Origin of the sequence: Paenibacillus silagei (genome assembly GCF_017874735.1) — a bacterium.
Classification (GTDB): Bacteria; Bacillota; Bacilli; order Paenibacillales; family Paenibacillaceae; genus Paenibacillus_AQ; species Paenibacillus_AQ silagei.
On the sequence record NZ_JAGGLV010000006.1, the window covers coordinates 206,634 to 219,569 of the forward strand.

Consider the following 12,936-nt stretch of genomic DNA (forward strand, 5'->3'; position numbering starts at 1 on the left):
GGGGAGCTTGGAATGGCTGATCCGAATGAAGAATGCACTGGACTATATGGAGCTGAAAATGACTGAAACGCTGCGCATTGAGGAAGTGGCTGAGGTGGCCTTTGTCTCACCGTTCCACTTCCAGCGCATGTTCAGTATGCTGACCGGCTTCACCGTGGCCGACTATATCCGCAAGCGCAGATTGACGCTGGCCGCCCAGGAGCTGGCCGTGTCCAAGGTCCGTGTGCTGGATGTGGCGCTGAAATACGGTTACGACTCGCCGGAGTCCTTCGCCAAGGCGTTCCGCAAAGCCCATGGGATTACCCCCTCGGAAGCGCGTAAGTCCGGCGTACAGCTCAAAGCCTTCCCCCGCATCTCGTTCCACCTATCATTGAAGGGAGATCAGGACATGGACTACAAAATCGTGGATAAACCAGCTTTTACCGTCATCGGCAAATCAATAGAGGTAACTACCCGGGACGGGGAGAATCTCCGGAGAATCCCGCAGTTCTGGGACGAATGCAATGAGGACGGCACTTCCGATAAGTTGATCGAGCTTGCGTCTTCCCGCGAATGGCTTGGCATCTGCACGGATATGGATATGAAAAAGGAACAGCTTACCTACTGGATCGGGGTGGAAGGAACGCCGGAGACAGATGCACAAGGGTATGAGACCACTGTCGTTCCGGCCGCCAGCTGGGCAGTCTTCCGGTCCGAGGGTGCTTTGCCGCATGCCATTCAAGGAGTCTGGCAACGCATTTTCCAGGAATGGTTCCCGGGAACCGGCTACGAGCATACCGGCGGCCCTGAGATCGAGTTATACCCGCCCGGCGATACGAGATCAGAGGATTATGTCTGTGAAGTATGGATTCCGGTGATGAAGAAATAAGAGCAGTGCTGATATTTGGGGAACGGCTTCGCTGTCTGCTTGGACAGTGGAGCTGTTTTTTTGTTTTGAGATTCTTCCCAAGCTTGGTATAATAAATAGATTATAGTTTTCATAATCTAGTGTATTCTCATCCGAGATCGGTGAAGGAGATATTCATGTCTATCGTAAAAATCTTTTCAGACAGCACTTCCGATTTGCCGCAAGGCTGGAAGGACACATATGATATCGGCATTGTGCCGTTATATGTAGTTTTTGAGAACGGTACCTTCAAGGACGGGGTCGAAATCACCCCCGAGGAGGTCTACCGCCGGGTTGCTGCGGGCGGTGCCCTGCCTAAGACCGCTGCACCTTCCCCTGCTGATTTCATCGCCGCGTTTCAGCCGGTGATCAGCAGCGGCCATGATATTGTCTATATCAGTCTATCCTCTGCTCTATCTTCTACATATCAGAATGCTCTACTGGCAGCGGGTGAATTCCCGGTGGGCCGGGTGCATGTCGTAGATTCTGAGACCTTATGCGGCGGAATCGCGCTGCTGGTCATGAAGGCTGCACGTGCCGCAGCCGCAGGCGAGAGCGCTGCCAACATCGCAGCAATGATTACCGAAGCCCGTAACCGGGTAGAATCGGAATTCGTTGTCGATACGCTGGACTACTTATACATGGGTGGCCGCTGTTCTGGGATGCAGAACTTTATCGGCAGCCTGTTGAAGATCCGTCCGGTTCTCCGGCTGGTGGACGGAGCCATTGTCCCCGTTGCCCGCATCCGTGGCAAGAAGGAGAAGGCCGTGGAACAGATGCTCCACCATGCGCTGGCGAATGCCGCCGATATGGACAAGGAGCTGCTCATTATTGCCCATACGCTGGCAGAAGAGGATGCCAAGATGCTGGAGACCGCGCTGCGCGCACAGACCAGTGTTAAGGAAATCGCCGTCATTCATGCCGGCTGCGTCATCGGGAGTCACTGCGGACCTGCTACGGTAGGTCTGATGTATATGCGCTAGAACGGGTGGGCCCACACAATACATTTGGGCCCACTTGCCATAGCGCCAGTACAATGTGATCGGTTTTTCGATTATATTTGGCTAACTTGCCTCACGATTGCACAATGTGATCGGTTTTTCGATTACATTTGGCTCACTTGCCTCACGATAGTGCAATGTGATCGGTTTTTCGATCACATTCTGCCTACTTGCTTCAAGCTAACAGCAGGTCCCCAAATGGAGACCTGCTGTTAGCTTGCTTGATACTATTACGTTGTCCTATCAGGATATAACGGTCTTAACAGTACCTCAACAGCATCGGCAACCAGCGTGTAGAATTCGGGGAATCCCGGGTGCTCGGCACTCTTGATTTCTTCGAAGGTACGGATATATAATCCGTGCGAAGCGACAGAGGTTAGGATATCCCCCAGCGTCCAGCTCCGCACCACCACTTGTCCTAAGCCGGAACGCTCCTCTTCAGGAAGCAGCTTGGCGAACGCAACTTCACTTTCTCTAAGCGTATCGTCAAAATAATTGCCGGTGGGATGCTGTAGCGTCTTCGTGGTCAGCCATGCCCTGGCGAACGGGTGGAAGTCGGTCAGCAGAAGTCGTCCATTTGCCTTCAGCCGTCTGCGGACCAAGGCAAACACCGCATTCAAATCAGTGAAATAATGCAAAATCCCAAACTCCATCAGCACCACGTCGAACGTTCCCAAGGCTTCTTCTTCTGGGATATTCATGACGTCTGCACAGATGTAATCCAGCTTCACCCCCGCTGCTTCCGCTACCTCGCAGGCATATAAGCGGTTCTCTTCCGAAATGTCCACGACGGTAACATCAGCGCCAAGCAACGCGAAGCAAATGGCCTTCCTGCCGTGAGAGCCAAGCAGATTGAGCACCTTCAAGCCTGACGGATCGCCCGTGTACTTGAGCCAATACCGTAGCGTATGTGCGGGATCCTGCTGTAGCTGCACTGCAAGCTCCTCAGGTGAACCATGGTACTGCGTCCAAGCCTGATAGGCTTTTGTCTCCCAAGCCGCCTTATTCGTACGTGACATCTGCTCTTGCATGTTACTCCCCCTTGTAAGAAGAATTTGGTAATAGCACTTTCTGATTTTACTATAATCCGCTTATAATGCAACAAGCGGAATGGCCGCGCCAAATAAATTCTTACATATGAACCAAGAAGTCTGAGAAAAGATGGCCGTTGCCAGCAAGTAAATAGAAAAACGTAGCTTATTTCGCCGGATTCAGCGGATCATAGAGCAACAAGTGGAAAAACAGCAACTAAAATTGACATTTTTTCCTCTCAAGCTGAATTGGGCTGAATTAAGTGCTGATTTTCCAACTGCTGTCCCAGTAAGAGCCTATCGAAGATAAGCAAGTGGAGAAAATCCAATTATTTGCGCTGCCCATGCGTCAGAGTGGATATAGCGGACAGAAATAACCCGCTCCCACTGTATCTTGGGGAACGGGTTGTCTGGCTTGATAGTTGAGAATACAGGTGATTGTCCTCGATATACGAGAACACAAGTGAGTGTCAGCCCCCGGCTCCGGTTAACCCTCAGGAGAGTAACTCCGGCTCCAGCTCCGCCTCTTCCTTCATAAAAGGCAGCATGAACCGGAAGATCGATCCCCGGTCCTCCTCGCTCTCCACGAAGATCGTTCCGCCCATCAGCTCCACGAGCTGCTTACAGATGGCAAGTCCCAGTCCGGTTCCGCCGTATTTGCGGTTAATGGACGGATGCAGCTGGGAGAAGGACTGGAAGAGCAGATTCAGCTTGCTGTCGGCAATGCCTACACCGGTATCACGGACCGAGAACTCCAGCAGATATTCCGGTGAGGCAGGCAGCGGGATGTTCTTGACTGACAAGGTGACACTGCCCCGATCGGTGAATTTCAGCGCGTTGCCGACCAGATTGACGATAATCTGGCGCAGCCGGCTCGGATCGGTCGTGACGATGTCCGGCACACTGGTATCTGCCCACCAGCGCAAAGAGAGCTTCTTCTCCTCCGCCTTTGGAGTGAACAGATCAATAATGCCCTCCAGCATCTCCCGCAGATCGAAGCGTTCGGATTGCAGCGGCATCTTGCCCGCCTCCATCTTGCTGAAATCAAGGATGTCATTGAGAATCTGCAGCAGGCTGTAGCTGCTGCTGCGCAGAATCTCGGCGTAGCTGCGCTGCTCCTCCCCAAGCTCGGTCTCCAGTAGCAGGTCGGCCATACCGATCATTCCGTTCATCGGCGTACGGATCTCATGGCTCATCATTGCCAGGAAATCCGACTTGGCCTGTGCGGCCCGCTCTGCCGATTCCTTGGCGCGGAGAATCTCCCGCTCGTTCGTAATATCGCTGAAGGAAATAACCACACCGCAGATCATCCCTCTGTCCAGCAGCGGAGCGATCCGGTAATTCACGAAGAAGCTGGTCCCATCCTTGCGCCAGAACACTTCATCCGCCTTGCTGCGGGTAACTCCGTCTTGCAGGGTAAGCGTGATGGGACACTCCAGCAGAGAATGGAGGGGCGCGCCTCCATGCATGTAATGGATTATCTCCATCATCGGCAGCCCGGTCAGCTCTGACGGCTCGTAGCCCAGCATCTCTGCCCCTTCACGGTTAATGAAGATGGTCCGGCCGAGGTTGTCCAGGCCGAAAATCCCGGCAGAGACGGAGTTCAGAATGAGGCTAAGCCGTTTGTCCTCGGCCATCTCGAACACGAATTCGGCCTGCGGCAGCTCCTCGTCATCCTTCGCGGCGGCCACTTCATCCGCATACGCAGAACACTCGTCTCCTGCCTGCACATTCCGCTCAGCACCTGCCGCAAGACTGCTGCTCATGCTCACCCAGCTATGCAGCAGACTGGACAGGGGGCGGTTCCCGGGATCATGGAGGATAGCGAATAAACCGGCAATGCCTTCGTCTGTGTGAAGCGGCACATAGCGTACCGTAACCCCTGAACCGCAAGCATTTCCCGTTCCCTTGGCACTTCCAGAACTCCCAGCACTCTCAGTACTTCCAGCACCAGCACTTACCACATTTCCAGCACTGGTACTTCCCGCACTTCCCGCACCATAATTTCCCTCAGGCTCAGCACCGCCGGCCCCTCTCCCCGTCTCTTCATGTCCTTCCGAGGCTTCCACGGCCAGCTCGAAGCTCGATGTAATCCCGGCCAGGGCAGCTGCGAAATGAGCCTCACCGGGCGGATGCATCCGGCAATCGTTCAGTCTGCCTGCCTCCTCGGCACTTAACATCCGGTTACTGTCCCTGTACCTTCCCTGCCTGTCCAGCACAATGATGAAGTCCGGATGATGATCGAACAACGCCCTATAAGCACTTTCACCAGATAGCGCGTTGTCCAGAATAGAAGCCCAGTCCTTAAGCATAGCCCACCTCCTCCGCTGCTCCTTCAACCCTGCTATCGTTAGCGTCCGAAGACTGCAGAAACGCTCTGATTATGTAGAACTCTCTGAATTAGTTCCTATTATAGCAAAAAAAACGTTAGCGGTCGCCAGAAAAACATAGCACTAACCGGGCTGTACAACAACAAAAACAGTGCAAGTCCTTCAGGAGGACCGCACTGTCTGCTTCATTTCTAAGAGTGGACCGGCTTCGATTCCGGCAGCCTCAGCTTACATCCTGATGCTCGATATTGCGGATCGAGAAGTAGGCAACCGCCACCCCGGCCAGGGCCAGGCCAACCGAGATCCCGAGCAGGTCACCCATGCGGAAGCTTCCGTTCCCGAAGCCGGAGGAGATCAGCATCACGATCAGGACGGCGGAGACAATCGTAGCCGGCACCGATTTGCGACGCATCCCGAAATATAACGGAATCAGTCCGATACCGGCCGCGTAGAGCGCATCCATTCCCGCTTGCATAGAGTAGGTCATGACCACATCCATCGTCAGCGTTCCCTCAATGAGGTCAGGCAGGAAATATCCAATACCTGCAAGAATACCGCTGATCACTATATTAGACAGCCAAATAGTAAAGAAGGTAAACAGAAAGACAATAATCAGTTTGGCCGCCATGAGCATTTTACGCGGTACCGGATACATGAACAGCACTGTGATTGTATTATTCTTATATTCGTCGATGACCAGCTTGCTGATCAGTACAGAGGCGAAGATGATATAGATTGCTTTTACAAAAACAGATACCCCTTGAAACAAATCGCCATACGTCCCGAAGTCTCCTTCATCCATGCCCGTAAAAGCAATGAGAATCATGAAGCCCAGAATGGCCAAATCCGCAATCAGCACGCCCTTAAGAAAAGTGAATTTACTCTTGCGCAGCTCCAGCCGGATTAACTTAAACATGGTTGACGCCCCCCATCAGTTCCACAAAATGATCCTCCAGCGAATGATGCTTCTTGCTCATACTCTCCAGCTCCACCTCTGCTGCGGACAGGGCCCGGCTCAGCTCTAGCTGCGGGATGTCTTCATAGACACGAATGGTCCGCGGATCAAGCACCTTGTAATTGCGGAGGCCCAGCTTCCCCTCCAGGACGAAGACGGCTTTCGTGCACTCGCTGGTCACCAGCTCGATATACTGGGTTTGCTGGCTCCGGATCGTATCCATTGCCACCTGCTCCACCAGCACCCCTTCACGGATTACGCCGATCGTGTCGGCAATCTGCTCGATTTCGCCCAGAATATGGCTGGAGATCAGCAGTGTCATGCCATAATCACGGCTCAGCATACGGAACACCTCGCGCAGCTCCTTGATTCCAAGCGGGTCCAGCCCGTTGATCGGTTCATCGAGGATCAGCAGCTCCGGCTTGGTCATGACCGCTCTGGCAATGCCCAGCCGCTGCTTCATCCCCAGGGAGAAATTCTTCACCGGTTTGCTGTCCACGGCTCTCAGCTTCACTAATTCGAGCGCTTCCTCTATCGCATTGGCATCATAAAAACCCATATACTCCCCATGCAGCGCCAGATTCTCGCGGGCACTCAGCTTGTCGTAGAACACCGGGTATTCAATAATGCTGCCCATGCGCTTAAGCATGTCGTAAGAGCGGTGGGTCATCTTCTCCCCGGCAAATTCAATCTCGCCCGCCGTCGGCTTCACCAGATTCGTGATCATTTTCATCACCGTTGTTTTGCCGGCGCCGTTCGGTCCCAGGAATCCGTAAATTTCACCCTGCTTAATCTCCATATTCACACTGCTAACAATTTCCTTATCCTCATAGACCTTGGTCAGATCCCATGTCCGGAGTATCGTTGTCATTTTCCGTTATCCCCTTTAGCATCGTCTTGTTCTTCCTGGTATTTATTCTACAGGGCGGAATTTGCTTTTTTCTTACTGAAATCTTACTTAATTCTTAAGAAGCTTCAGAAGGACTGTCTGGGAAAAGAGAGCGTAAATGCCGTACGCACATTCGGCTGGCTGCTCAGGGAAATAGTCCCGTTCATCTGCTCGGTCAGCCGCTTCGTAATCGTCAGTCCCAGGCCGCTGCCCTGATAGTCGCGGTTACGCGAATCCTCCAGGGTGTACAGCCGCTCGAACACCTTATCCTCGTGGCCTTCGGCGATGCCCTTGCCCCGGTCCCACACTTCTATGCAGACCCGTCCGGCGTCAGGGTACAGCTTCAGCCCCAGCACTCCCCCTGCATTACCGTAGGTAATCGCGTTGGAGAGCAGATTCGTCAGAATCCGGTCCAGTGCCTCATCGTTGCCCATGATATGAAGAGGCTCTTCCGGGATCTCAATCTGCACTTCCGTGCCGCTCTCACTAAGCAGATCATAGAAGGAGAGAATATTCCGGCGGCAGACCTCGCCCAGCTCTACCCGCGAGAGCGGGATATCCCGGTCCCCCGACTCCAGCTTCGCCAGATCAAAGAACCGGTTCATCAGCACAATGACCTCACCTGCCTTGGTATGAATCGTCCGCAGCATCCGTTCCTGCTCTTCCTTGGATATCGCCTCATCATGCAGCAGCGTCTCAATATAGCCCAGCACCACCGTCAGGGGCGTCTTCAGATCATGCGACACATTCGCCAGCATTCCGCGCATGGATTGCTCCAGCTTACTCCGCTTAGCCGCTCCCTGATGATTGACATCCAGCAGCCGGTTCAGGTCGGTCAGCAGCTGCTGCACCTGCGGACTGCTGCTCATCAGCAGCAGCCGCTCATGCGATCCGCCTTCTATAATGCTCTCCAGCTTATAGTGAATGTAGTCCAACTGGCGGGCATGCTGCCGTGATTTCAAGAACTGTAACGTAGTGACCACAAGCAACAGTACAAGTAGAACCAGCAACAGAATAATCACAGCAGCACATCCCCCAGCTTGTAGCCGATCCCCCACAGCGTTTTGATATACTCCGGATGGGAGGGATCATCCTCGATTTTCTCGCGCAATCTGCGCATATGTACATTAATTACATTCTCATCGCCATAATAATCCTCTTCCCAGACTTGGCTGTAGATCTGCGCCTTGGTGAATACCCGGCCCGGACTGCTCACGAACAGCTTCAGGATGTGGAACTCCTTGGCGGTCAGCTTCAGCTCTTGCCCATTCTTCCGCACCGAGAAATTATCCAGGTCCACACTCAGCCCGCGCAGCTCGATTCCCTTCGGCTTCTCCGGCTGTGTCTCTCCGCCATCCTGCACCCCGCTCACGGCAGCAGCCTGGCTTCCAGATGCAGCATACCCCGCCCGGCGGATCGCCGCCTTCACCCGGGCCGCCAGTTCAATCATCGAGAACGGCTTGGTAATATAATCATCCGCGCCGAAGCCCAGCCCCAGCGCCTTATCCACATCGCTGTCCTTTGCCGACATAATCAGCACCGGCACAAGGCTGCCGCTGCGGATCATCTGCAGCACATCCGTGCCGCTGCGCTTCGGCAGCATCAGATCCAGCAGCACCAGATCATAAGGAAGACCTCCGACGAACTTGCTCACCGCCGCTTCCCCGTCATATGCGGTCTCTACCTCGTAGCCCTCTTTGGTCAAATAAGAATGAACCATTTCGCTGATCGCTTCATCATCTTCGATCAGCAGCACCCTCTGTTGCATAATGAACCTCCCGTACTCCTATTTGTTAAAGTATATCAATGCTGCAGACGCGATTCTACTAAAAAGAGCTAACCATACATACGGTTGTGTACTGAATGACTATTGAATAAGGTTTACATGCAACAGAGCAGCGGCTCTCCGGCAATGGGAGAAGCGCTGCTCTGTTTTTCCAGATCATCTGCTGTATTCGGTTATTATTCCTTAGCCAAAATAATATCGAGGGGATCAACAAGCAAGCCCTCTTCAACTTTAAATATACGATTTATATCGATTCTCTTTTGATGCTCAGCATCCCAATAGAATAATACATCGTATTCCCCATCCGGCAGATAAAAATCAAAATTGCCATTGGTAACTGTTGCTGCATAGGAAAGCGGAGAATCCGTACCGGCCTCAGTAATCATTAGCACTCCATTAGCATGTGGAGTTCCATCCTCATTATAGATCTTGCCTGATATTGCTAAAGGTACCTTGATATCAATCGGTCCGGCGGCAGGTTCACCATTGACAATTGTTATCTGTGTGCGTAAGGCTATACTTTCTGAATTCTTAATGTTCAGCAGCTGTATGTTATAGTCGCCATCCGGTAAATAAAGATCAAACTTACCTGCAACCACAGGGACCCTGTAAATTCCGTAATTCTGAGCATTCATTTCTCTAATTTCCAGCCATCCGTCGTCAATCGGGGAGCCATCCACGAAGCTAATGTTTCCTTCAATTTTTGGAGGCAATTTTATATCCAGATTGCTCTTGCCGTCAATGACCTCAAATAAATAATTAATTCTTAATTGATTGTTGGTTTCGCCATAGATTAACATTTCTACGTTATAATGACCGTCCGGTAGATTAAAGTTGAACCTGCCTGCTTGGATTTCGGCACTATACCAGCCAAGCGGTCCGCTGTCTAAGCGCTGTACAATAATTTCCCCATTCTCAAATGCGGTCCCGTCCGAATACTGGATCGTACCGGCCTGCTGCTCAGGAATGAGAATATGCACTTCTCTATCTGCCTTGCCATTCATAATGTAAAACATATAGTAGAGTGAAATGATCTCTTGTGTAGTTGTGGAACGCAGCGAGTAAATCTTGTACGGCCCATCCGGCAAATCTATTGAGAATTCCCCGTTCGTCAGTGCAGCGGTGTAAATCATATGATCGCTATCCCGTTCTAGGTACAAGATGCCTGTATCAACAGCCTTCCCGTCTGCACGCTCAATGAAACCTTTTACAACACCATGATTTACAATGGGCGGTGTAGGTGCCACCGTTGACCCAGGTGTAGGTATTGGCCCTGGGAATGTTGATGATGGCGAAGGTGTCGGTGAAAACACCGCTGTTGGTGTCGCTAACGGCGACGGTGACGGTGAAGTCACCGCCGTTGGCGTCGCTGTTGATTCTGGTGTTGGTGCTGGTGTTGGTTCCTCCGTCGGTTCTGGTGTTGGCACTGGTGTTGGTTCCTCCGTCGGTTCTGGTGTTGGCACCGGTGTTGGTTCCTCCGTCGGGACTGGTGTTGGAGCCGGTGTCGGTTCTTCCGTCGGGACTGGTGTCGGCGTCGCTGCTGGCGCCGGTGTCTCTACCGTACTGCCACCTCCATCGCCTCCACCAGCTCCTCCCCCTCCGCCGCCAACTAGTACAGCCGCTGTTGGGGCCGCCGAAGACGCAGCAACCGTTAGATCAGAACCGGCTATATTTACTTTCACATCTGCCGGAACATCTGTGCCGATCGTAAGTTTACCTGGAGCATTCTCCATCGTAATGCCCGAAGCGTTGACAACCGCATTCCCGATGTTGCCTTTACCTGATATTTGTATACCGGCGTTCATTGTCATGGACTTGATATTGCTGCTATTGGACAATTTATTACTGCCCGCTGTTTTATCAAGATTGACTGCCTCCACAGTGCCCCCGCTGAGTTCGATGTTAAGGCGTGAGGCAAGAATATTTACAGCCTTGAAGCTACCGGTCAACAGAATGCGGGCATCCGCTGGAATTTCAGGAGATAACGTGAGAGTGCTGATCTCAGCTCCGGTGAGGGATTCAACGGCAGCAGCGGACTGAATCTGAAGGTTATGGATTTGGGTCTTTCCTTCAGCGACCACTCTTACACTGCCATCTTCCTTGTCAACACGTACAGAACCCAGTGTGGAATCGGCAAGATGAATACTGTTCACCCCGCCGCCTTCAATTGCGGTATTGCCTTTTACTGTTACATTCTGGAGCCGCACATCGCCTTCAGCTATGCCTTCTCCCAGCAGCAGATCTCCAGTGATATTCATATTACGGAGTGTGATACCCGGCACGCTGACCACTACATCACTGTCTACTTCCGACATTCCTGACAACGGACCATATATACCTGGGGTTTCATAGATGATTACATATTCATCGGAATCTGCATTTAGCACCGATAGAGCCCTATCCAAAATGACTACGGTCTCTGCCCGGCTTGCAAAAGCGAGGGGCCGAAAGTTCCCATCACCGGAACCCTTCATGATACCTTGTTCACTGACAGCCCCGATCGCACCTTTGCTCCAAGCTGCACTCTTAGTAATATCCTTGAACTCAGGAGCCGCAGCCGGTGCTGTCAGCTTGAGCAGCTTGCTGATGATCACAGCCAGCTCTTGCCGGTTGATCTTCTGATCAGGCTTAAAGGCCCCATCCTCGTAGCCTTGAATGTAACCTGCAGCATTAGCCTGCAAAATACTTGAATAATACCATTTACTGCTGGAGATATCGTTAAAATTAGCTTTTTTCGTTTCAGTGAATCCAAAAGCCCTATTAATCAAAACCGTTAATTCCGCCCGGGTGACCGGGTTATCCGGCTTGAATTCCCCATCCGGGTAGCCGGAGATCAGACCTTGATCCATCCATTTACTGATTTGATTCTTGGCCCAGTTTCCTGCCAGATCCGGCGCATTACCCGCAAAAGCTGCGCCTGCCGGCAATATCGCAAGACATATGGCTAGTGCTCCAGCGACTACTTTTTTGCTTACACTTCTTTTAATAAACAAACTGATTCCCCCGACTATGTAGTTATAAAAGCATACAAATTATAAATTTCCTTGCTCTAACTAATCCTTAAGCCCTATGAATCCGTTAAAATTATAGCATGATTCCGGTAAAAGATTGGTATATTTCCGGATTTTATTTTCTAACCGGGAAAGTGAAAATACCGCCTAATGACTGCCCGTTTCTAGTCATATCATCCAGTCTATGAATTCTGCGAACCTGACAGGCTGTCGTCCAGTTCCTCCTATTATAATGAATGATATAATCTCTTATTCAATCTGACAGACAAGGTGGTATGATCATGGCAACCAAAACCAATAAGCAGCTCATTCTTGAATTCGAATCCTTCATCCCCTATATTCAATCGCTGGACAGCATGGAAGATGCAGACTGGGAGGCTCCGCTGGAGGCCGGAAAATGGTCCCTGCAGGATGTCCTTTGCCACATCATGCTGTGGGACAAATACTTTTATGAGGAGGCCCTGGTCAAAATCCAAGAAGGCCTGCCGCTGACAGCCGCACATCTGGACTTCAATGCATTCAATGCCAATGCGGTTCTATACGCCAGGACAGTAACCCGGCAGGAAGCCATCCGGCAATTCGTCCTGTACCGGACCAAGATTACCGGACTTGCGGCCTCCTTCAGCGATGCGGCGCTAGAACAGAATCATCCCGATGGTGACGGCAAGAAATTCAGTATCCGCAAGTATCTGAGAGATTTCATCTCCCACGACAAGCATCACAAGAAGCAGATAGAGAAATATGCAGCAACGGTTGCAGTCACTAAAGCATAAAACTGCGGCCCCGTCTGTCCACTGAAATCTGGATAGATGGAGCCGCAGTTTTTATCATTCTTTTGGATATAAACGATGCTTAATCTTGATTCCTAATCACAATATCGAACCTCTCATGAACCGGATGCATGAATAATTATACTGAATTCTACGCTGTTCATAGGACTTCATTAAGTATCCGATATCCGTGCCCCGCTCAGCCACATCCCGGATCCCCCTGCGCCTCAGCTCGGTCTCCCCATCCGTGTGCAGGTATACTTTGAGGTCATACAGC

At 51.7% G+C, this 12,936-nt stretch carries 10 protein-coding genes and 1 pseudogene; 3 read left to right on the forward strand and 8 right to left on the reverse strand.

The annotated features are described in order from the left end of the window. The first annotated feature begins 25 nt into the window (after nucleotides 1-25). Together J2Z70_RS11550 and J2Z70_RS11555 are read left to right on the forward strand one after the other, a co-directional pair. Entirely contained in the window at nucleotides 26-868 is an 843-nt protein-coding gene (locus J2Z70_RS11550; RefSeq protein WP_245368156.1) for an AraC family transcriptional regulator, read from the forward strand. A 155-nt stretch (nucleotides 869-1,023) separates the two neighbouring features. Further along, nucleotides 1,024-1,869 (forward strand): DegV family protein, encoded by an 846-nt coding sequence (locus J2Z70_RS11555; protein ID WP_209872851.1) that lies wholly within the window; start codon nucleotides 1,024-1,026, stop codon nucleotides 1,867-1,869. 248 nt (nucleotides 1,870-2,117) lie between these two features. Here the strand turns inward: J2Z70_RS11555 and J2Z70_RS11560 are convergent, their stop codons facing one another. The 7 genes from J2Z70_RS11560 to J2Z70_RS11590 all read right to left on the reverse strand — a co-directional run bounded on the left by J2Z70_RS11560 (nucleotide 2,118) and on the right by J2Z70_RS11590 (nucleotide 11,871). Continuing rightward, the gene (locus J2Z70_RS11560) at nucleotides 2,118-2,918 is read right to left on the reverse strand and encodes a class I SAM-dependent methyltransferase (RefSeq protein ID WP_209872854.1); all 801 of its coding nucleotides are present in this window, start codon (nucleotides 2,916-2,918) and stop codon (nucleotides 2,118-2,120) included. 494 nt (nucleotides 2,919-3,412) lie between these two features. After that, nucleotides 3,413-5,230 (reverse strand): PAS domain-containing sensor histidine kinase, encoded by a 1,818-nt coding sequence (locus tag J2Z70_RS11565; RefSeq protein WP_209872857.1) that lies wholly within the window; start codon nucleotides 5,228-5,230, stop codon nucleotides 3,413-3,415. Between the two features lie 241 nt (nucleotides 5,231-5,471). Further along, nucleotides 5,472-6,164 (reverse strand): ABC transporter permease, encoded by a 693-nt coding sequence (locus J2Z70_RS11570; protein WP_209872860.1) that lies wholly within the window; start codon nucleotides 6,162-6,164, stop codon nucleotides 5,472-5,474. Further along, nucleotides 6,157-7,074, reverse strand: a complete 918-nt coding sequence (locus J2Z70_RS11575; RefSeq protein ID WP_076079106.1) for an ABC transporter ATP-binding protein — start codon at nucleotides 7,072-7,074, stop codon at nucleotides 6,157-6,159. Before J2Z70_RS11575 ends, J2Z70_RS11570 begins: the two co-directional genes overlap by 8 nt. Nucleotides 7,075-7,178: 104 nt before the next feature. Continuing rightward, nucleotides 7,179-8,114: a sensor histidine kinase gene (locus tag J2Z70_RS11580; RefSeq protein ID WP_209872862.1), complete on the reverse strand. Its 936-nt coding sequence runs from the start codon at nucleotides 8,112-8,114 to the stop codon at nucleotides 7,179-7,181. Next, complete coding sequence (locus J2Z70_RS11585) at nucleotides 8,111-8,860, reverse strand: response regulator transcription factor (RefSeq protein ID WP_281068142.1); 750 nt, start codon at nucleotides 8,858-8,860, stop codon at nucleotides 8,111-8,113. Before J2Z70_RS11585 ends, J2Z70_RS11580 begins: the two co-directional genes overlap by 4 nt. Nucleotides 8,861-9,054: 194 nt before the next feature. Then, nucleotides 9,055-11,871 (reverse strand): S-layer homology domain-containing protein, encoded by a 2,817-nt coding sequence (locus J2Z70_RS11590; protein ID WP_209872865.1) that lies wholly within the window; start codon nucleotides 11,869-11,871, stop codon nucleotides 9,055-9,057. A 299-nt stretch (nucleotides 11,872-12,170) separates the two neighbouring features. Between J2Z70_RS11590 and J2Z70_RS11595 the strand changes: the two genes are divergently transcribed. Further along, nucleotides 12,171-12,662 carry a DinB family protein gene (locus J2Z70_RS11595; protein ID WP_209872868.1) on the forward strand — a complete coding sequence of 164 codons (492 nt, stop codon included), beginning with the start codon at nucleotides 12,171-12,173 and terminating at the stop codon, nucleotides 12,660-12,662. Between the two features lie 79 nt (nucleotides 12,663-12,741). Here J2Z70_RS11595 and J2Z70_RS11600 read toward each other — a convergent pair. After that, nucleotides 12,742-12,935: pseudogene (locus J2Z70_RS11600) on the reverse strand (phosphoribulokinase); the annotation flags it as partial. Nucleotide 12,936 lies beyond the last annotated feature (1 nt).

Bases quoted from the DNA above. Each gene is read 5' to 3' on its own strand.
- J2Z70_RS11575 (WP_076079106.1), bottom strand. From the start codon at position 7,074: ATGACAACGATACTCCGGACATGGGATCTGACCAAGGTCTATGAGGAT.
- J2Z70_RS11595 (WP_209872868.1), top strand. From the start codon at position 12,171: ATGGCAACCAAAACCAATAAGCAGCTCATTCTTGAATTCGAATCCTTC.
- J2Z70_RS11565 (WP_209872857.1), bottom strand. From the start codon at position 5,230: ATGCTTAAGGACTGGGCTTCTATTCTGGACAACGCGCTATCTGGTGAA.
- J2Z70_RS11560 (WP_209872854.1), bottom strand. From the start codon at position 2,918: ATGCAAGAGCAGATGTCACGTACGAATAAGGCGGCTTGGGAGACAAAA.
- J2Z70_RS11555 (WP_209872851.1), top strand. From the start codon at position 1,024: ATGTCTATCGTAAAAATCTTTTCAGACAGCACTTCCGATTTGCCGCAA.
- J2Z70_RS11570 (WP_209872860.1), bottom strand. From the start codon at position 6,164: ATGTTTAAGTTAATCCGGCTGGAGCTGCGCAAGAGTAAATTCACTTTT.
- J2Z70_RS11550 (WP_245368156.1), top strand. From the start codon at position 26: ATGAAGAATGCACTGGACTATATGGAGCTGAAAATGACTGAAACGCTG.
- J2Z70_RS11585 (WP_281068142.1), bottom strand. From the start codon at position 8,860: ATGCAACAGAGGGTGCTGCTGATCGAAGATGATGAAGCGATCAGCGAA.